This window comes from Paramixta manurensis (assembly GCF_013285385.1).
Lineage (GTDB): Bacteria > Pseudomonadota > Gammaproteobacteria > Enterobacterales > Enterobacteriaceae > Paramixta > Paramixta manurensis.
Window position 1 is genome coordinate 235676 of record NZ_CP054212.1, and the last position, 18833, is coordinate 254508.

Below are 18833 nucleotides of genomic sequence, written 5' to 3' on the forward strand. Positions count from 1 at the left end.
CCAATGAAACAGTCGCAACCGCTGTCGCCCGCCGAGTTCGAACAGGCCTTACGGGCAAAAGGCGCTTATTACCATATCCACCACCCGTACCACATCGCCATGCATAACGGTGAGGCGACGCGTGAGCAAATTCAAGGCTGGGTTGCCAACCGTTTTTATTACCAAACCAGTATCCCGCTAAAAGATGCGGCAATCATGGCGAATTGTCCGCACCCGGAAGTGCGCCGCAAATGGGTGCAACGCATCCTCGATCACGACGGCCAGGGAAATAACGATGGCGGTATCGAAGCCTGGCTACGGCTGGGCGAGGCGGTAGGGCTGGCGCGCGAAACTATCTTGTCGGAAGAGAGGGTGCTGCCGGGAGTTCGCTTTGCCGTCGATGCCTATGTCAATTTCGCCAGGCGTGCAAACTGGCAAGAGGCCGCCTGTAGTTCATTGACCGAACTGTTCGCTCCGCAAATCCATCAGGCACGGCTGGATAGCTGGCCGCAACACTATCAGTGGATTGAAGCGGAAGGCTATGGCTATTTCCGCAGCCGCCTGAGCCAGGCCAACCGCGATGTAGAGCACGGGCTGCAATTGGCGTTGGAGTATTGCGATAGCGTAGAAAAGCAGCAACGCATGTTAGAAATCCTTCAGTTCAAGCTCGATATTCTATGGAGCATGCTGGACGCAATGACCATGGCGTATGAACTGAAACGGCAACCGTATCATACCGTGACGCAACAGCCGGTATGGCACAAGGAGAGGTTACTGTGATGGAGATAACTTCGCAGCAGTTACCGGCGTTTCGCCGTGGTTTCCGGTTGCAGTGGGAGCAGGCGCAAAATAGCCATGTGATGCTTTATCCGGAAGGGATGGCGAAACTGAACGAGAGCGCGGCGGCAATTTTACAGTTGGTGGACGGCAAGCGCCGTATTGCTGACATTATTGCCGAACTGGAAGCGCGTTTCCCTGATGCGCAGGGCATCGGCGACGATGTAAAAGAATTTTTTGGTCAAGCTTATGAACAGAAGTGGATCATTTTCAGTGAGTGAACAAAAGCCGACGGTTAATCCCCCGCTCTGGTTACTGGCGGAGTTAACCTACCGTTGTCCGCTGCAATGCCCCTATTGCTCCAACCCGCTGGATTTCGCGCAGCAGGATCAAGAGCTCACCACCGAACAGTGGATCGCGGTGTTCAAACAGGCGCGCGCGATGGGCAGCGTTCAGCTCGGTTTTTCCGGCGGTGAGCCGCTGGTACGTAAAGATTTGGCGGAGTTGATCGCCGCTGCGCATGATATGGGGTTTTATACCAACCTGATTACCTCAGGCATTGGTCTGACCGAGAAGAAGCTGGATACTTTCGCGCAGGCCGGGTTGGACCATATTCAGATCAGCTTCCAGGCCAGCGATGAAACCTTAAACGCGGCGCTGGCCGGTTCGGCGAAGGCGTTTCAGCAAAAACTCGCCATGGCGAAAGCGGTGAAAAAACATGGCTACCCGATGGTGCTTAACTTTGTTTTGCACCGCCATAATATCGATCAGATCGATCGCATCATCGAGCTCTGCATCCAGCTTGAAGCCGACGATGTAGAACTGGCGACTTGCCAGTTTTATGGTTGGGCGCAGCTTAATCGTGAAGGTTTGCTGCCAACCCGCCAGCAGATTGCTAACGCGGAAGCGGTGGTGAAGGACTATCGCGCAAAAATGGCGGAGAGCGGTAACCTGGCCAACCTGTTGTTTGTCACGCCCGACTATTATGAAGAGCGGCCAAAAGGCTGTATGGGAGGGTGGGGCGCGATTTTCCTTAGCGTGACACCAGAAGGCACTGCGCTACCTTGCCACAGCGCCCGCCAGTTGCCGGTGGCGTTTCCGTCGGTGCTGGAGCATGACTTACAGCACATCTGGTATGAATCTTTCGGCTTCAACCGCTATCGCGGCTTTGACTGGATGCCGGAGCCCTGCCGTTCTTGTTCGGAAAAAGAGCAAGATTTTGGCGGCTGCCGTTGCCAGGCATTTATGTTGACCGGTAATGCCGACAATGCCGATCCGGTCTGCTCGAAATCGCCACACCACGGTAAAATCTTGGCGGCGCGTGAGCAGGCGAACTGCACCACGATGCAAATTAACCAACTGCAATTCCGTAACCGCGTTAATTCTCAATTGATCTTTAAGGGCTAAGATGTGCGACGCAGCGGATGAGGCGCAGTTAACGCTGGCAAACGGTCTGCGGGTACATCTGCATCACCAGCCACACGCGCCACGCGGCGCGGCATTAGTACAGATTGATGCCGGTAGCCACCATGAACCGGAAGCCTGGCCTGGTCTTGCGCACCTGTTGGAGCATATGGTGTTCAACGGCAGCGCGGCCTTTACTCACCATGCTCGTCTTATGGCGTGGGTACAGGCGGAGGGGGGGCGGGTCAACGCCACCACGCAAGCGGCCTCAACCGCTTTTTTCTTTGAAGTGTCGGCGGATAAGTTGGCCGATGGCGTGGCCCGCCTAGTGGATATGCTGGCGGCTCCGTTGCTGACGGAAGAGGCGTTGCGCCATGAAGTGACGGTGATCGACGCCGAGTATCAACTGCTGAAAAACCACGCGGAAACCCGGTGTGATGCGGCAACCGATTACGCCTTTGGCGCGCTACCGGCTATGCGGCGTTTTCATGTCGGCAATCAAGCGAGCTTTGGCGATGATATTCCCGCGTTGCGCCAGGCGTTATGGCATTACCACCAGCGTTTTTACCACGCGGGAAATATGGTTTTGTGGCTTCAGGGGCCGCAATCCTGCGCCGAATTGGCGGCGTTGGCGCAGCAGTTCGGGAGCGCGTTTGCCGCCAGTGCGCCACCCGCCGCGCCGTTCGCGTTGCCCGGGCCGATTAATTTACCCTATGGTTTTGCGCTTGCGTGCGCGGAAGGCGCAGCCTGTTTACGCCTGAGCTTTTGGCTTAGAGAGTGGAACGCGCGCGATGCCGAAGCGCTGATGCTGTTGCAGCAACTGGCGCTTGATGAATCTCAAAATAGCCTGCTGGCGGCGCTACGCGCTGCCGAACTCTGCGAAGAGATTCGTCTGCTTAACCCTTATCGCACCGCTCAGGCCGCTATTGTGACGCTGGAGTTCAGCCTTACCTCGCCCGATTACGCGGTGGCGCGTACTACGGAAGCCTGGTTTCTACATTGGCTGGCAATGTTACCCGCACTCTCATCCGCCCGGTTGTTACATTACGCGAGCCTGGCCCGGCGCGCTTTTTGGCGCCTGCCGCCGCTGGAACAATTGCGGCAGCGGGCGATGGGCTTTCCGCCACCGGCTAAAGCGGATGACATCCTGCTGAGTTGGTCGCATTTATTGCCGCAATTGACGGAGCGACAAATGACGCGTCTGTGGAGCGCGGAACAGGCCGCCACGCAGGAGGTGGAAACGCAAGGCTTTCGGCTACCAATGCGTGTGCTAGAGGAAACGCCCGCCAGCCTGCCTGTTCCGGTGCCGACGCTGGGCTTTTTTACGCCCGGACGCGCGCTAACGCCACCGACGTTACCGGACGCTTCGGTGCCATTAACCGCGATTGAGGTGCCAGGCGATCAACCGGTATTACTGCTACGCCCGGCGTTTGGCGCCATGGTTAGCGATGCGCAAGGGTATTTGATGCAGACGGCGTTACGCAGCGTGGCGGGCGACATACTGCATCGCGGCGGCCAGTTGCTGATGGCGGAACATCAGGGCGTTTGGTATTTCCAGATACGCGGCGAAGCGGCGTTATTGCCGGTTGCGCTGGCGGCCGCTATTGAATCATTAACCGCGTTGTCCGGGGCGGTTTACGCACAGGGTGAACGCGCCTGGCGGCGAGCGCAACGCGCAGATGTCTCGATTCGCGCCCTGCTTAGCCTGTTACCGCGCGTGCTCAGGAATGAAACACATGATGGCCCGCCGCTTGACGCTTTGCCACAACGCGGATGGGAGGCCTGCCTGGCTGGCGGTGATGATGCGCTGCGACAGCAACTGGCGCACCTGCTTTCACGTTTTCCCGGTCAAATAAATCAGCCGCAGGCCACCACTGCGATCCCGCCACCGGCAGGGCAACAACACTTGTTACCGGCGGTAGAGGGAGACGCGGCGTTATTACTGTTTTGCCCGCTAGTGGAAAATACCGCTGCCTGTCTGGCGGCATGGCGTCTGTTGGCCCTGGTGTACGAGCCGCTGTTTTTTCAGCGCCTGCGTGAGCAACAACAAGTGGGCTACGTGGTCAGTTGCCGTTTTCATCAAAGCGCCGATCGCGCGGGGATTTTGTTTGCGTTGCAATCGCCACGCTATGGTATTGAAGCGTTGCTGGCGTTTATCGAGCGCTTTTTGGCTGAGGTCACCCACGATCTTGAGCGCTTAAGCGAGGCGGCGTGGGAACAGAAACGCACCACGCTGCGTAATGCCTTGCGTGCTACAGCGGCAGATAGCTTAACGCGCGCCAGGGAATACTGGCAGAGAATGCGGCACGACACGCCTTCGATTAGCGAGGTGCAGCTTGCGCAATGCGATCGGGCCCAACTCCTGCATTACCACCAGCGCTTACGTGAACAGCCTGAATGCCGCGTGCAATTGGCCAGCGCGCCCGGTTTCTTACCGTAGTTTTCAATCGCGTGTGATTCCTTCTGATATTTCTGGATAAGCAAAGGACGATTGGTGGAGCGTGCAGAATTTCACCTCGATCGTGTCAAAAAACCAGATACACATCACATTTTTATCACGCTATTTCCTTACCTTCCGTCAGTAACTAATTATTAATCAAATGGTTAATCTTGCTTCCGTTTCGCTTGTGTGTACTTAGTGTGTAAAATTACACAGTGATCACACTTCCTCTGCGTGCCGCGTGCTTTAATTCTCTTCACATCGACACAGGAGAATAACCATGAAACATCTGATGATTTGCTGCGGCGCAGGCGTTGCCACCAGCACCGTGGCATTAAATAAACTCCAGGACTATCTGAAAAAAGAAAATCTGTTGGATAAAGTGCGTATTTCACAAGGGACGGTTGCTGAAGCCAAAACCCGCGATGATCTGGACTTCATCGTCTCCACCTCGCCAGTGTCGCTTTCTGTACCGGTGGTCAACGCGCTGCCGTTATTAACCGGAATGGGAACCGACGCGGTGTTTAGCCGTGTAAAAGAGTTAATTCTCGCCGAGGGTTAAGCCATGTTTATCATTGATTACATTGTGAATTTAGGGGCATCGGTCATGATGCCGCTCATATTCATTATCCTCGGCGTGATCTTACGCTTGCCGCTGACGAAAGCGATTAAAGCCGGGTTGATGGTGGGGATTGGTTTTATCGGCCTGAGTATCACGGTCAACCTGATGGTTGACTCACTGACGCCCGTCAGCCATGCCATTGTTGAGCGTTTTGGTCTTAACCTGACGGTATTGGACGTGGGTTGGCCAGCGGCTGCAGCGGTGGCGATGGGGACACGCGTCGGTGCATTAGTGATCCCGGTCTGCGTGGCGATTAATGTACTGATGTTGTACACCAAAACCACCCGGGTGCTGAACGTAGATATTTGGAACTTGTGGCATCATGCTTTTACCGGATCGCTGGTCACCATCATTACCAATAGCCTGTGGCTTGGCGTTTTCGCCGCCGCGCTGAACTGCATTATCACGATGGTGATTGCCGACCGTACCAGCGGCGATGTCGAAAAATACCTGAATCTCCCCTCTATCTCGGTGCCGCATGGTTTTTCTGCCTCATTTGTTCCTGCGGCTTGGCTGGTCAACGTCATTGTCGATCGCATACCGGGCGTACGCGATATTAAAATTGATACCGAAGTGATTCAGAAACGTTTGGCGCTGTTGGGCGATCCGGCCTCGCTGGGCGCGATTATTGGCGCACTGTTGGGGATTATTGCCGGTATTGAGGTTAAGGCGATTCTGCAAACCGCGATTACGATGGCGGCAGTAATGACCATTATTCCACGCATGGCGAAAATGCTGATGGAAGGGGTTTATCCGATCAGCGAACGCATTCAAGAGATTGCTCAGTCTCGCGCTGGTTCATTCGGGAAAATCGCTATCGGGCTTGATTCGGCGGTCAGCGTTGGGCATCCGGTTACCTTATCGGTTTCTATGTTAATGATCCCGATTATGCTGGTGCTGGCGGCTATCGTGCCGGGTAACCAATTCCTGCCTTTCGCCTCGCTTACCGGTCTGCCGTTCGCCTTTGTGTTGGTTACTGCGGTTTGCCGTGGCGACATGTTCCGCACCTTACTGACCGGTTTGCTGACCCTGAGCCTGGCGCTGTTAATTGGCACCAGTCTGGCACCGATTGTCACCAGTACGGCGGTCAGTACCGGTTTCTCATTACCGCAGGGCACCACCAGTATCAGTAGCGTGGATTATGCCGGTGCGATGCTGCCGTGGGTGATTATCCAGAGCTTCTACTTTAAAGCGATTGGGGTCGGTATTCTCACCCTGTTTACCGCGGGTTTGATGGTGTGGAACCGTCGCAAACTGGCGCAGGAAAATGAACAGATGGCGGATGCCGCCACGCAAACCGAGAAATAATATGTTTAGCGCAAATCGAGTGTTTACCGTAACTCAGGCCATCAGTCGGAACGACTTACTCAGCCAACTGGCGGATAGCCTGCAGGCCGATGGGCTGGTGAAAGCCAGCTTTCTGGAAGGCGTGCTGGCGCGGGAAAAAATCTATCCCACCGGTATTTATATGGAAACCCATAGCGTCGCCATTCCGCACACCGAGTTTGAACACGTCAATCACACCGGGTTCGCGATTGCTATCAACCAGGCTGGCGTGGAATTTCATCGCACCGACGAGCCTGAAGCGGTGGTGGTACCGGAGGTGGTGGTTATGATGGCCATCGCGCCGGATTGCGAAAAGGTGGCGATTATCCAATCGTTGTTTGCGTTACTGGCGGAAAGAGAGCGGGTTAACGATATCTGCAAAATGACGCCGGAGGCGATTGCAAAAGTGTTCACTGGCGCGGTTGTAACGAGCTAGAATACTCGGGTTATGCCTTCGCACGTGAAGCCGGCGCCGGAGCCCGAGGAGTCCAGGATGTTACGAATCAGCGATGTGATTGAGTTAGCGATGGTGAGTCGTAAAACCATCTATAACGCTATCAACAGCGGGCGGCTGAAGTATCAGTTGGTTGCGGTGGATAACCGTCAGGTTCGTATGTTTCGCGAGGAAGATGTTTTTGATGCATTTCCTCGCGCTAACCGTGGGATGACGCGCGAACAGGAAGTGCAGGCGCTACGCGAGGAAGTGGCCTCGCTGAAGTTTGCATTGTCCGAACTGCAAAAAGCGGTCGATGCGATGGACCCCGCCAGCCAATATGAAATGACCAGCATTAGCGGTCAGGTAAAAAAAGCGCCCGATCAAAAGTAGCGGGCGCTAATTTGTCCTACAGCAGGTTATTTTCCGCCAGTTCGAGCGCAAAGTAGCTGAAAATAATATCCGCACCGGCACGTTTAATCGCGCCCAGGCTTTCCAGTATTACATCACGTTCGTTAATCGCGCCAGCCTGACCGGCGAACTTAATCATCGCGTACTCTCCGCTTACCTGATAAGCCGCCAGCGGCAGTTCAGTACGATCGCGAATCTCACGCAGAATATCCAGATAAGCGCCGGCAGGTTTTACCATCAGTGAATCCGCGCCTTCGGCGGCATCAATTAATGACTCGCGAATGGCTTCACGGCGGTTCATCGGGTTCATCTGATAGGTCTTACGATCGCCTTTCAGCGCGGTGCCTGCCGCTTCACGGAACGGGCCGTAAAATGAAGAGGCAAACTTGGTGGAGTAAGACATGATGGCGGTATCGGTAAAGCCGGCTTCATCCAGCGCACGGCGGATTGCCGCAACCTGGCCGTCCATTGCGGCAGACGGGGCGATAAAATCGGCGCCAGCATGCGCGGCGACCACCGCTTGTTTTCCGAGGTTAACCAGAGTGGCATCATTATCCACGCCATGATCGCAGAGAACGCCGCAGTGACCATGCGAGGTGTATTCGCAGAAACAGGTGTCGGACATGACGATCATTTCCGGCACCGTCTCTTTACAGATGCGCGACATACGCGCCACCAGCCCATTTTCTTGCCAGGCATCGCTACCGGTAGCATCGGTATGGTGCGAAATGCCAAATGTCATCACGGAACGGATACCGGCTTTGGCAATGCGCTCAATTTCGTATGCCAGGCGTTTTTCAGGAATCCGCATCACGCCGGGCATCGCCTCGATTGGCTTATAATCATCCACGCCTTCTTCAACGAAAATAGGCAGCGCCAGATCATTGAGGCTTAAAGAGGTTTCCTGGAACAGGCTGCGTAGCGCGGCGCTTTTGCGCAGCCTTCTGGGGCGGTTAATCAATGAGAAGTCAGACATAATGGTGGCTATTGTGAAGAAAAAAGTAGCGTTAAGTTTACTCTTTTTTTGCCCGCGAGGTTGAACCATTGAGGGCAACAAGATGAACATTAATGGCTTTTTGCGTTGCGATTTGTGTCGCCATCGCGCCCGGCCAACGAGCGCGATGGGCGGTGAGAAAGCTTATTCGTTGATGTCTGGATGCTGCTGAATCAGATGCTTACGCTTCTCTTCCAGACGAGCGATCTCGTCATTAATATCTTCGATCTTGCTTTCAATATTGTCGTGATGCTCCTGCAAAATTTCCCGAGCTTCTTCAATATCCGAGGCTGCCGGCGTCGCGCCTTGCAGCGGTTTATTCGCCGTCTCTTTCATCATGACGCCGGTAATCAACCCGATAACCGCAAACACCATCAGGTAATAAGCGGGCATATACAGGTTGTTAGTGGTTTCTACCAGCCAGGCGATCACGGTAGGCGTCAGACCCGCCACCAAGATGGAGATATTAAACGCGCTGGCTAAGGCGCTGTAGCGGATATGGGTGGGGAACATCGCCGGTAACGACGAAGCCATGACGCCAGTAAACGCGTTGAGGATCACCGCCATAATTAACAGACCGGCGAAAATCAGCCCGATGACGTTGCTGTTAATCAACATAAAGGAGGGGATGGAGAACAACAGCAGCGCAATACTACCGATAATGACAAACGGACGGCGGCCGAAACGGTCACTCAGCAAACCCATTACCGGTTGAACAAACAGCATACCCAGCATGATGGCGATGATAATTAATACGCCATGGTCTTCCGAGTAATGCAGGTTATGCGACAGATAACTAGGCATATAAGTGAGCAACATGTAGTAGGTCACATTGGTCGACACCACCAGACCGATACAGGCCAACAAACTTTTCCAGTGACGTGTCGCAATCTCTTTAAACGACACTTTCGGCCCTTCGCGCAGACCTTCGCGATCGCCTTGCTCCAGTTTATCGACATGCTGTTGGAAGGCCGGGGTTTCTTCTAGCGCATGGCGCAGATAGAGCCCGATAATCCCCAGCGGCAGCGCAAGGAAGAACGGCAGGCGCCAGCCCCAAGCGAGGAAACGTTCTTCACCAATGATGGTTGAGATCAGTACCACCACGCCTGCGCCCAAGACAAAACCGGCGATGGAACCGAAGTCGAGCCAACTGCCCATAAAGCCGCGCTTACGGTCAGGTGAGTATTCGGCGACAAAGATTGACGCCCCGGTATACTCTCCGCCCACCGAAAAACCCTGTGCCATTTTGGCGAGCAGCAGCAAGATTGGCGCCCAGATACCAATGGATGCATGGGAGGGAATTAAGCCGATACAGAAGGTACTGATCGACATAATGACAATGGTAATCGAGAGGATTTTTTGGCGGCCATATTTGTCGCCAAGCATACCGAAGAACAGCCCGCCAAGCGGACGGATTAAAAAGGGAACAGAGAAGGTTGCCAGTGCGGCAATCATCTGTACGCCAGGATCGGCGCCGGGGAAAAAGACCTTACCGAGTGCATAAGCCACAAAACCGTATACACCGAAATCAAACCATTCCATCGCGTTGCCCAGAGATGCCGCGGTAATGGCTTTACGCAAACGCGCATCATCAATGATGGTGACATCATCTAACGCGATTGGCTTTACACGCTTCCTACGTAGCTTCATATAAATCGCCCTGTATTTTCTTACCGAAAAAGAAAAGTCCTCAAGGTCGCGGACCGATAGCTGAACCGAGTCAGACCGCGGCGTTGAGAAAATTAAACATAGACCACACGGGTCATCGCAAAAGAGCACATATTAAATAATTCCGTCAGGTAACGGATGCCCTTTCGCCACATAGTATATCGTCTGAGCACCCCTAATGTCATTTTTAGGCTGGAAACGCGCTGCCATGCGGGATGAAAACGGGGTAATTCGGCGCTTATCGCTATTCTGTTATGTTGCTGGCGCACGGCGTTCGCCGTCTGTCGATGGTGCAACGTTGCCTTTTATTTGTGCAGTCGTAGCGCCCGTCAGCCACCGGCCGTTGTGGTTGTTCGCGGGTTATATCTGGTGCTCCATCTTGTATCCATGTCGGTATCCACCTGCCCTGGCGCGGAGATCGGGCGCTTTTTTTACCTCGCTTTTCTCATTCTGGCCTGCTTTATGCACAGAGGTGGGTAACCCTCTCTGATTGATAAAGGTGCGCGCTAATGCAGGAGATACTGGATTTAGAAGCCACTGAACTGGCCCGGTTGATACGCCAACGCGAATTGTCCGCCAGCGAAGTTACGCAAGCCTCGGTTGCGCGTATGCAGCAACTGGAACCGACACTACACGCTTTTTGTACCCCAACCACCGAACAGGCGCTGGCGGATGCGCGAGCGCTGGATGAGAAACTGGCGCGTGGTGAGGCGGTTGGGCCATTGGCGGGGGTTCCGCTGGCGGTGAAAGATCTGATTTGCACCGCCGGGATAAAGACCACCTCTGGCTCGTATCTCTATCGTGATTTCGTGCCGGAAGAGGACGACATCGTGGTGGAGCGGGTTAGAAAGGCGGGCGCGATTATTCTGGGGAAAACCACCGCGCCTGAATTTGGCTACAGCGGCGTAGGGCATAACCCGCTATTTCCCTCACCGCGTAACCCGTGGAATACCGATCTGACGCCGGGCGGCTCAAGCGCCGGTTCTGGCGTGGCGTTGGCGGCTCGCATGTGTCCGCTGGCGCTCGGCAGTGATGGCGGCGGCTCGGTGCGCATTCCGGCGGCGCACTGCGGGATTTATGGGTTTAAGGCTTCAATGGGGCGCGTGCCGCTGTACCCCGGTTGTCGTGATGAGCGCTACCCTGGCGTCTCAAGTTGGGAGTCTTTAGAACACATTGGGCCGATGACGCGGACCGTTAGCGATGCCGCGTTGATGATGGCGACCATTGCCGGGCCGGATATGCGTGATCGTCACTCGATTCCGGCCGGAGATGTGGATTGGCAGGCGGCGACGAAGCGCGATATTAAAGGGCTGCGCATCGCCTATAGCGCCGACTGGGGTTACGCCGCCGTCGACCCGGAAGTACGGAAGATTGTCGGTAACGCGGCACGCGTCTTTGAGCGCGACCTGGGCTGCATTGTCGAAGAGGCTGATCCTGGTTTTGACGACCCTTCCGAGGCGTTTGCCGCACTGGTCGCGTTGGATACTGACTTGGCCGGATTACGCCGCCGGTTGCCGGAATACGGCAGCAAAATGTCGCCGCATTTGGTGGCGATGTTGAACCGCCACTGGCGTGCGGAAGAGTTCACCAACGCTATCACCACCCGTAAAGCGGTGGTGAATAGCCTGTGGCGTTTTATGCAGCGCTACGATCTGCTGTTGACCCCGACGCTCGCCACACCGCCGTTTCCTCTCAATATGCAAGGCCCGGAAATCATCGACGGACGCATGGTCGGCAGCCATCAATGGCTGGCGTTCTGCTTTCCGTTGAATTTAACCGGCCAGCCCGCCGCGTCGGTACCGGCAGGTTTTACCGCTTCAGGATTACCGGTTGGCTTACAACTGGTGGGAAGGCATTTGGATGATGCCACCGTGCTTGCCGCTAGCGCGGCATTTGAGCGCGCGCAGCCGTGGGGCGCTCATAAACCGGGCGTGCTTTAACGCACGCGCAACCGTTGACTCATTGACCTGGAATTCACTATGAAAGCAGATAAACAATCGAAGCTGGAGCAGGAGTTTGAACACGGACCGGTACCGCTCAGCCACCGTCATTCGACGCGCTCTGTTTCCGCCGTCTGGTTTGGTTTCCCGATGATCCTCACCAATGCGTTGTTTGGCGGCATCATCACTTGGCACCTGGGATTCTGGCCGGCGATTTACGCCATTTTGCTCGGTAACTTGGTGCTGTTTGGCTACGTGGGCGCGCTGAGCTATTTTGCCGGGAGTACCGGCCTGAACTTCGCCTTACAGGCGAAACGGACCTTCGGTAGCAAAGGTTACATTTTGGTCTCCGGCTTTTTATCGACGGTGGTAATTGGTTGGTACGCCTTCCAAACCGGCCTGACCGGTACGGTGATCCATGAAACGTTTGGCTGGAATGAGCTCGGCGTGAGCGCGTTCGCGATGGTGCTGTATATCGCTATCACTTTCCTTGGCGTGCGAGCGCTCTCCATGTTGGGCATGATTGCCGCGCCGATGTACGTGATCCTCGGGCTGGTGGCGCTGTGGTTAATTGCCGATAGCCACGATCTGAGCCAGATAACCCAATGGCACGGCAGTGAAGCCGTCGCCGGTGGAATGACCATTGGAACCGCCGTGACCATGGTGATTGCCGGTTTTGCCGATTCGGGTACCATGACCGCCGATTTTACCCGCTGGTCTAAAGACGGTAAGTCGGCTGTGATTGCCGCCTTCTCCGCCTTTCCGTTAGCGAATGTGATCTCCTATCTGTTTGGCGTGGTGATTGTCGCGGCAGGCGCCGCCGTCGATCCGCTGCAAAACGGCGGCAACTTCCTGCCGTTACTGATGGGCCATGGCCAGGCATTGTCGGCGATTGCTTTCCTGTTTGTGTTTATCAACCTGGGGTCGGTCTGTACGCATTGCCTGTATAACGGCGCGGTCGGTTTCAGCCATTTGTTCGGCAGCAAAATGCGGCTGTGGACGGTTATCCTTGGCGTCATTGGCGGCGCGCTGGCGCTGGCAGGCGTTTGGCACTACTTCCTGAACTGGCTCAGCCTGCTGGGCGTTGTGGTACCGCCGTTTGGCGCGGTAATGATTGTCGATTTGATTTTTATGGAGCAATACAGCCGTCTGCGTCAGGTACAAACATTCCGTGGTAGCGCCTTTGCCGCCTGGGCGGTGGGAAGCTTGTGCGCCGTGGTTGCTCATGTTTGGTTCCCGGCATTTGGTGAAGCCATTATCGGCCTGCTGACCGCCGCGTTGGCTTATACCGCACTGGTTAAACTCAACAGCAAAGTGCCGATGATGGCGCCAGGAGAAGAGAACAATGTCTGAAGGCTGTATTAATTCAACGCCCTATCGTTGGCCGTTTGACGGACAGTTTCGCGCCGACAATACCGCCTTGATCATTATTGATATGCAGACCGACTTTTGCGGCACTGGCGGCTACGTTGATACCATGGGTTATGATATTGCGCTAACGCGCGCGCCCATCGCGCCGCTACGCGCGGTATTACAGAGTATGCGCGCCGCAGGGTTTCCGGTGATCCATACCCGCGAAGGGCATCGGCCCGATCTGAGTGATTTACCGGCCAATAAGCGCTGGCGTTCACGACGTATCGGCGCGGAAATCGGCGTTGCCGGTCCGTGTGGGCGTATTTTAGTGCGCGGCGAGCCAGGATGGGAAATTATACCGGAGCTGGCGCCGCTGCCCGATGAGGTGGTGGTGGATAAACCCGGTAAAGGTTCGTTCTATGCCACCGATTTGGATTTGATTTTACGCACCCGCGGGATCCGTAACCTGATTCTGACCGGTATTACCACGGATGTGTGCGTGCATACCACGCTACGTGAAGCAAACGATCGGGGGTATGAGTGCCTGGTGCTGGAGGATTGCTGTGCCGCGACCGAGGTGGCGCATCACCGTGCCGCGATCAGTATGATCCATATGCAAGGCGGTATTTTCGGTGCCGTGGCGCAGTCGGCGGCGCTGCTGGATGCGCTGGGCACTTTGCCGACGGTGTAACGTTGTCGCTCGCTGTTGCCTATCAATCCGGCGTGCCCGGCGGCAGCGAGCCCTTTTTCGTAAGCCATGCCATTAAGGCTGCGCTATTCAGTGGGCGCGCATACAAGTAACCCTGAATATAATTTACCCCGTGGTTTTTCAAATACTCGAATTGCAATGGGGTTTCCACACCTTCGCCCAGCACCTCTAACGCCAGTTTATGACTGAGAGAGATGATGGCATCCAGCACCGGCGTTTCCCCCTCCAGCGACTCGATTGCATTGATAAAACCGCGATCGATTTTTAGGTAGTCGAGTTGGAAATTTTGCAAATAAGAGAGCGAGCAGTGACCAGTGCCGAAATCATCAATCGCCACCCGGATCCCTTCACGACGCAGCGTTGCCAGCTTATTGGCGACCTCCGGGCCTTCATGAATTAGACTACGCTCGGTCAATTCCAGCGTGATGATCATCTGTTTTTCCCGTAACCGCGCGGCAAATTGACGAATATCAGCCAGAAAATCAGGATGTTGAATATGCTCAGCCGCCACGTTGACGCCAAGATGAAAACCTGGCGCGACGGACCAGGTTTGTGCTTCATCGGCGATGATATTCAGTAGGTGGCGAGTGAGTGGAATGATCATGCCCTCGGCTTCGGCAGCGGCAATAAACATGTCCGGGCGGACCTGACGGCCATCATGGCGCTGCCAGCGCAGTAGTGCTTCCACCCCGGCGCAGCGTCTTTCCTCAACCTGCCAGACCGGCTGGTAATGCACCAAAAATTCACCGTTACGTATGCCTTTACGCAGCTCATCGCGCCATGACAGACGGTGTTTTAGCCAGTTAACGGCCAGCAACATGCAGAGCAGCGAAAGGATGATCGCCAGCGGTAAAAAAATGAAAAAAGCCTGACGCCAGTTTTTGAGGGCTTCAGCCTTCGACGAAGTGACGCTGACGCTAATCGGAAAACGTTGTGATTCGGCGCGGTAGGTAGAGCCAGAGAACAGCAGGTTGTCATCTGGTTCGACGTGGCCGGTTTGAATGGTGTAACCGCCGTTAACGCGCAACGTCAGTTGGTAACCGCGCTGAGCGCCGATGGCGCGCATGAAATCCATCAAATATTGCCCTTCAACCACCACATACACACCCTTCGAGGAGGGGAGTTGGTGCATGAACAACACTGCCGGACGATGGGGAACGCCGTAAGTTCCCCCGATGGAATACATCCAGTCATAAGGATGGGCAGGCATTTTCCCCAGAACCATCTGTGAGAGCGTGCCGGGGTTACGTCCAAAGGCGGAGGAGCAAGTGACATTGGGGCCGGAAAAGGTGCCTACCGCGCGGAAATAGGCCGACAGCGAACCGAGCTGTTGGATTTTGCGCATGGGATTCACGCACTTGTCATCAGTGTATTGCTTGAGTTGATTAATCATATCCCAGGCATTCTGGGTAACGGTTTCCGTTTGGGTAAGCAACGCGTCTGCCGCCGCCACTTGCTGGCGTTTTACATTTTGCTGTGCTTCAAAAAAGGTAAACAGTAAGCCCAAAACCAACGGTAACAGACCGGCAATTAGCAGTAATAACCCGCTGCTTTCGCGTTTGGTATGAGTATGAGCCACAGGTGTTCTCCCGAAAAGGGCAGGCCGTGGAGGCGGCCGGTGTTTCTTTATTATTACTGTCAGAATAGCATGCGGTTAAGGCGCACAAACATTATTCGTTTTTGCGCCAGGGGGGATGTTTTATGTCAATCTTTTAGCAATTTACCGCAATTTAGCCTTTCCAGCGTGAGGCGCGGATCAACGAACAGAAGTTACCCGCGACGAAATCGGGCTCTTTATCCGCAATCACGTCGGCCTTGACGTTACCAAAGGTGGTCTGCGGTTTGTGTTTAATACCGTCATAGAAGGCCTGAATAATGTCCTCTTTAAAGGCGGGCGTACGCGGATGGGCGGCAACGATTTGTTCACGCTCCGCTTCATCAAACTGGTGGTAGTTAATGCCCAACACGTCCATTTCTACACCGGCGGTTACCAGCGCGATTTCCGGCGCCATAAACTCCGGAATACCCGGCGTGGTATGCAGTGCGATCGCGGTCCAGACCTTATCAATATCTTGCTGCGCAATGCCATATTGCCGCATAAAGTCTTGTGCGGCGTTGGCGCCGTCAACCTCAAACCGTTTGTCGCAACTACAGTGCTGATGCGTTAAGCCCATATCGTGAAACATGCAGCCGATATATAACAGTTCCGCATCGGTCTTCAGCCCGCGATGCTGCCCTGCCAGCGCGGCAAAATAGTAGACGCGGCTGGAGTGATTAAACAGTAATTCAGATTCGGTATCGCGCACCAATTCTGTGGCTTCGCGCGCCATTTTACTTGCGGGAATGCGGATGCCGCGAATGTTCGGACTCATTATTTTCTCCTTCGGGGTTGACGTCATCCAGCATAAAAATCATCCTGTATGTCTTCAATGATAGGTTAAAGATGATTAGCGACATTTCGTTGATTTGCGACACTGGAATTTCTGATGCTAAAAACCATCGCGCTACTTGCCGTGCCTGGCGTACAGTTGCTGGATATTGCCGGCCCGTTAGATGTGTTTGCCGAGGCAAACCGCTATATGCAACGTGACATCTACCGATTGATAGTGATTGGTTATGATCAAGCGGCGATCGTGTCGTCATCGGGAGTGAAAATCGCGCCGGATATGACTCTCGCCGAAGCTAAAACCCACCATTTTGATTCATTTCTTGTCGCTGGCGCGCCAGCGGAACAGCAACCGGCGGCAGATGCCGGGCTTCAACACGCGCTACGCCAGGTTTGTCAACAAAGTCAACGCTTTGGATCGGTCTGCAGTGGCGCTTTGCTATTGGCTTCAACCGGGCTGTTGGATGGTCACCGCGTCACCACTCACTGGGCGGTGGCGGATACGCTGGCGGCCCGTTTTCCGGCGGTGAGCGTCGATACGGATGCGATTTACGTTTGTGACGGCCCACTGCGTACCGCCGCAGGCGTAACCTCTGGCCTCGATCTGGCGCTAAAAATGGTGGAAGAAGATTTGGGTCGCGAGGTCGCGATGGCAATTGCCGCCAGCCTGGTGATGTTTTTCCGTCGGCCGGTTGGGCAATTACACTTTAGCCGCCGGGGAGAGACGTCGTTAGCGGGGCGCTCTTCATTACAGGAGTTACAGCGCTGGGCGGTGGCAAATTTGGAACAGGTGCCGAATGTTAAGGCATTGGCGACGCATATGAACCTGAGTACTCGCCATATAACCCGGCTTTTCAGGCAGGCGCTGGACATTACACCGGCACAATGGCTGGAACGGGAGCGGCTGGCAACCGCGCGCCAGATGCTGGAGACGGGGGAACTGGCGACCAAGCAGATTGCCGCACGCTGCGGCTACTCCAGCGTGGACATTCTACGTCGCGCTTTTGTGCGTCAACTGAAGACCACGCCGGGGGAATACCGAAAATATTTTCGCCAGCAGCCGTAATGACCGCTGGCGCGTCTATTCGCTAAAAAATGTCTGTTTCAGCGCCAGTTCAACGCCACGCAATTCCGCCAGCCCTTTTAGCCGCCCAATCGCGGAATAACCAGGATTGGTTTTTTTGCCTAAATCATCCAGCATCTGGTGACCGTGATCCGGTCGCATCGGAATAGCGCGCGTCTCACCCTGCTGACGACGGCGATGCTCTTCCGCCAGAATGACCTTGATTACGCTGACCATATCCACATCACCAGCCAGATGCGCGGCTTCGTGGAAGCTTTTTGGGTTGTCTTCTCGTTGTGTCGAGCGCAGATGGGTAAAGTGGATACGGTTAGCGAAGGTTTCCGCCATGCGGACCAAATCATTATCCGGGCGTACACCGTAAGAACCGGTGCAGAAGGTGAAGCCGTTATGCCGCGAGTCGACGACTTCCGCCAGCCACTGCATGTCATCAATGGTCGAGACAATGCGTGGCAGGCCGAGAATCGGGCGCGGCGGATCGTCAGGATGGACGGCTAATACCACGCCAACCTCCTCGGCAACCGGCACAATGGCGCGTAAAAAGGTTGCCATATGTTCCCGCAGCCTGGCGTGATCGATACCTTGGTATTGCGAGAGCTGCGCCTGGAACTGCTCCAGCGTATATCCCTCTTCCGCACCGGGCAGCCCGGCAATAATATTGCGGGTCAGGGTGGTGATGTCAGTTGGCGTCATGGCGGCAAAATAGTCCGACGCCGCCGCCCGTTCTTGCGGGTCGTAATCCTGCTCCGCGTTCGGACGTTTTAAAATATGCAGTTCAAACGCGGCAAACGCCACCGCGTCAAAACGTAAGGCTTTCGCGCCGTCCGGCAACGTCCAGGCCAGATCGGTACGCGTCCAATCCAACACCGGCATAAAGTTATAGCACACCGTATCTACGCCACAGGCGGCAAGGTTACGAATTGATTGTTGGTAGTTGGCGATATATTTTTTATAGTCGCCACGCTGGGTTTTAATCGATTCATGTACCGGGATACTTTCCACGACTGACCAGGTTAAACCTTTTTCGGCCAGCAAAGCCTGCCGCGCCTTTATCTCTTCCACCGGCCAAACGTCGCCGTTAGGGATGTGGTGTAGCGCGGTAACAATCCCGGTTGCGCCCGCCTGGCGGGCGTCGTCCAGTGAAACCGGGTCGTTAGGGCCATACCAGCGCCAGGTGTGTTCCATAGGGCTACCTCAATTATCGGTTGTTCTGTTGCGGCCCACAGCCAGGGCCAGTGGATCCAGCATAATTACAATGCGTAAATAATAGGGTGATCTCGGTCTCAGCTTACGGCATGGCATTGCTGATT

17 protein-coding genes are annotated in these 18833 nt (G+C 55.0%); 12 read left to right on the plus strand and 5 right to left on the minus strand.

Annotation, left to right across the window (positions count from 1 at the left end; all coding sequences use genetic code 11):
- The first annotated feature begins 3 nt into the window (after positions 1-3).
- The 8 genes from pqqC to PMPD1_RS01145 all read left to right on the plus strand — a co-directional run bounded on the left by pqqC (position 4) and on the right by PMPD1_RS01145 (position 7374).
- Positions 4-759 (plus strand): pyrroloquinoline-quinone synthase PqqC, encoded by a 756-nt coding sequence (gene pqqC / locus PMPD1_RS01110; RefSeq protein WP_173632324.1) that lies wholly within the window; start codon positions 4-6, stop codon positions 757-759.
- Positions 759-1037: a pyrroloquinoline quinone biosynthesis peptide chaperone PqqD gene (gene pqqD, locus PMPD1_RS01115; protein WP_173636076.1), complete on the plus strand. Its 279-nt coding sequence runs from the start codon at positions 759-761 to the stop codon at positions 1035-1037. The genes pqqC and pqqD overlap by 1 nt, the downstream gene beginning before the upstream one ends.
- On the plus strand, positions 1006-2163 hold the full coding sequence (pqqE, locus tag PMPD1_RS01120) for a pyrroloquinoline quinone biosynthesis protein PqqE (protein ID WP_173632325.1): 1158 nt from the start codon (positions 1006-1008) through the stop codon (positions 2161-2163). Before pqqD ends, pqqE begins: the two co-directional genes overlap by 32 nt.
- A gap of 1 nt (position 2164) precedes the next feature.
- Positions 2165-4600 carry a pyrroloquinoline quinone biosynthesis protein PqqF gene (gene pqqF, locus PMPD1_RS01125; RefSeq protein ID WP_173632326.1) on the plus strand — a complete coding sequence of 812 codons (2436 nt, stop codon included), beginning with the start codon at positions 2165-2167 and terminating at the stop codon, positions 4598-4600.
- A gap of 280 nt (positions 4601-4880) precedes the next feature.
- Complete coding sequence (locus PMPD1_RS01130) at positions 4881-5162, plus strand: PTS sugar transporter subunit IIB (protein ID WP_173632327.1); 282 nt, start codon at positions 4881-4883, stop codon at positions 5160-5162.
- A 3-nt stretch (positions 5163-5165) separates the two neighbouring features.
- Positions 5166-6530, plus strand: coding sequence for a PTS galactitol transporter subunit IIC (locus PMPD1_RS01135; RefSeq protein WP_173632328.1), 1365 nt, complete (start codon positions 5166-5168; stop codon positions 6528-6530).
- Position 6531: 1 nt separating this feature from the next.
- Positions 6532-6984 carry a PTS sugar transporter subunit IIA gene (locus PMPD1_RS01140; RefSeq protein WP_173632329.1) on the plus strand — a complete coding sequence of 151 codons (453 nt, stop codon included), beginning with the start codon at positions 6532-6534 and terminating at the stop codon, positions 6982-6984.
- 57 nt (positions 6985-7041) lie between these two features.
- Entirely contained in the window at positions 7042-7374 is a 333-nt protein-coding gene (locus tag PMPD1_RS01145) for a helix-turn-helix domain-containing protein (RefSeq protein WP_173632330.1), read from the plus strand.
- Positions 7375-7390: 16 nt separating this feature from the next.
- Here PMPD1_RS01145 and hemB read toward each other — a convergent pair whose 3' ends face one another.
- Both hemB and proP read right to left on the minus strand, forming a co-directional pair.
- A complete protein-coding gene (gene hemB / locus PMPD1_RS01150) occupies positions 7391-8368 on the minus strand; it encodes a porphobilinogen synthase (protein ID WP_173632331.1) in 978 nt (325 codons plus the stop codon).
- Positions 8369-8530: 162 nt separating this feature from the next.
- On the minus strand, positions 8531-10036 hold the full coding sequence (proP, locus tag PMPD1_RS01155; RefSeq protein WP_173632332.1) for a glycine betaine/L-proline transporter ProP: 1506 nt from the start codon (positions 10034-10036) through the stop codon (positions 8531-8533).
- Between the two features lie 527 nt (positions 10037-10563).
- On the opposite strand from proP, the gene PMPD1_RS01160 reads away from it, so the two are divergent.
- From PMPD1_RS01160 to biuH, 3 genes are read left to right on the plus strand one after another with little or no spacing between them, the layout of a single operon-like run.
- Positions 10564-11994, plus strand: a complete 1431-nt coding sequence (locus PMPD1_RS01160; protein ID WP_173632333.1) for an amidase — start codon at positions 10564-10566, stop codon at positions 11992-11994.
- Positions 11995-12033: 39 nt separating this feature from the next.
- On the plus strand, positions 12034-13347 hold the full coding sequence (locus PMPD1_RS01165; protein ID WP_173632334.1) for a purine-cytosine permease family protein: 1314 nt from the start codon (positions 12034-12036) through the stop codon (positions 13345-13347).
- The gene (gene biuH, locus PMPD1_RS01170; protein ID WP_173632335.1) at positions 13340-14038 is read left to right on the plus strand and encodes a biuret amidohydrolase; all 699 of its coding nucleotides are present in this window, start codon (positions 13340-13342) and stop codon (positions 14036-14038) included. Before PMPD1_RS01165 ends, biuH begins: the two co-directional genes overlap by 8 nt.
- Before the next feature lie 22 nt (positions 14039-14060).
- Here the strand turns inward: biuH and PMPD1_RS01175 are convergent, their stop codons facing one another.
- Together PMPD1_RS01175 and PMPD1_RS01180 are read right to left on the minus strand one after the other, a co-directional pair.
- The gene (locus tag PMPD1_RS01175; protein ID WP_173632336.1) at positions 14061-15635 is read right to left on the minus strand and encodes an EAL domain-containing protein; all 1575 of its coding nucleotides are present in this window, start codon (positions 15633-15635) and stop codon (positions 14061-14063) included.
- 151 nt (positions 15636-15786) lie between these two features.
- The gene (locus tag PMPD1_RS01180; RefSeq protein WP_173632337.1) at positions 15787-16428 is read right to left on the minus strand and encodes an HD domain-containing protein; all 642 of its coding nucleotides are present in this window, start codon (positions 16426-16428) and stop codon (positions 15787-15789) included.
- A 114-nt stretch (positions 16429-16542) separates the two neighbouring features.
- On the opposite strand from PMPD1_RS01180, the gene PMPD1_RS01185 reads away from it, so the two are divergent.
- The gene (locus PMPD1_RS01185) at positions 16543-17508 is read left to right on the plus strand and encodes a GlxA family transcriptional regulator (RefSeq protein WP_173632338.1); all 966 of its coding nucleotides are present in this window, start codon (positions 16543-16545) and stop codon (positions 17506-17508) included.
- A 15-nt stretch (positions 17509-17523) separates the two neighbouring features.
- Here PMPD1_RS01185 and uxuA read toward each other — a convergent pair whose 3' ends face one another.
- A complete protein-coding gene (gene uxuA / locus PMPD1_RS01190) occupies positions 17524-18708 on the minus strand; it encodes a mannonate dehydratase (RefSeq protein ID WP_173632339.1) in 1185 nt (394 codons plus the stop codon).
- Positions 18709-18833 lie beyond the last annotated feature (125 nt).

What these genes read in the sequence shown, in the direction of transcription:
- pqqC (WP_173632324.1), top strand. Translation starts at nt 4, where the DNA reads ATGAAACAGTCGCAACCGCTGTCGCCCGCCGAGTTCGAACAGGCCTTA.
- pqqD (WP_173636076.1), top strand. Translation starts at nt 759, where the DNA reads ATGGAGATAACTTCGCAGCAGTTACCGGCGTTTCGCCGTGGTTTCCGG.
- pqqE (WP_173632325.1), top strand. Translation starts at nt 1,006, where the DNA reads ATGAACAGAAGTGGATCATTTTCAGTGAGTGAACAAAAGCCGACGGTT.
- pqqF (WP_173632326.1), top strand. Translation starts at nt 2,165, where the DNA reads ATGTGCGACGCAGCGGATGAGGCGCAGTTAACGCTGGCAAACGGTCTG.
- PMPD1_RS01130 (WP_173632327.1), top strand. Translation starts at nt 4,881, where the DNA reads ATGAAACATCTGATGATTTGCTGCGGCGCAGGCGTTGCCACCAGCACC.
- PMPD1_RS01135 (WP_173632328.1), top strand. Translation starts at nt 5,166, where the DNA reads ATGTTTATCATTGATTACATTGTGAATTTAGGGGCATCGGTCATGATG.
- PMPD1_RS01140 (WP_173632329.1), top strand. Translation starts at nt 6,532, where the DNA reads ATGTTTAGCGCAAATCGAGTGTTTACCGTAACTCAGGCCATCAGTCGG.
- PMPD1_RS01145 (WP_173632330.1), top strand. Translation starts at nt 7,042, where the DNA reads ATGTTACGAATCAGCGATGTGATTGAGTTAGCGATGGTGAGTCGTAAA.
- hemB (WP_173632331.1), bottom strand. Translation starts at nt 8,368, where the DNA reads ATGTCTGACTTCTCATTGATTAACCGCCCCAGAAGGCTGCGCAAAAGC.
- proP (WP_173632332.1), bottom strand. Translation starts at nt 10,036, where the DNA reads ATGAAGCTACGTAGGAAGCGTGTAAAGCCAATCGCGTTAGATGATGTC.
- PMPD1_RS01160 (WP_173632333.1), top strand. Translation starts at nt 10,564, where the DNA reads ATGCAGGAGATACTGGATTTAGAAGCCACTGAACTGGCCCGGTTGATA.
- PMPD1_RS01165 (WP_173632334.1), top strand. Translation starts at nt 12,034, where the DNA reads ATGAAAGCAGATAAACAATCGAAGCTGGAGCAGGAGTTTGAACACGGA.
- biuH (WP_173632335.1), top strand. Translation starts at nt 13,340, where the DNA reads ATGTCTGAAGGCTGTATTAATTCAACGCCCTATCGTTGGCCGTTTGAC.
- PMPD1_RS01180 (WP_173632337.1), bottom strand. Translation starts at nt 16,428, where the DNA reads ATGAGTCCGAACATTCGCGGCATCCGCATTCCCGCAAGTAAAATGGCG.
- PMPD1_RS01185 (WP_173632338.1), top strand. Translation starts at nt 16,543, where the DNA reads ATGCTAAAAACCATCGCGCTACTTGCCGTGCCTGGCGTACAGTTGCTG.
- uxuA (WP_173632339.1), bottom strand. Translation starts at nt 18,708, where the DNA reads ATGGAACACACCTGGCGCTGGTATGGCCCTAACGACCCGGTTTCACTG.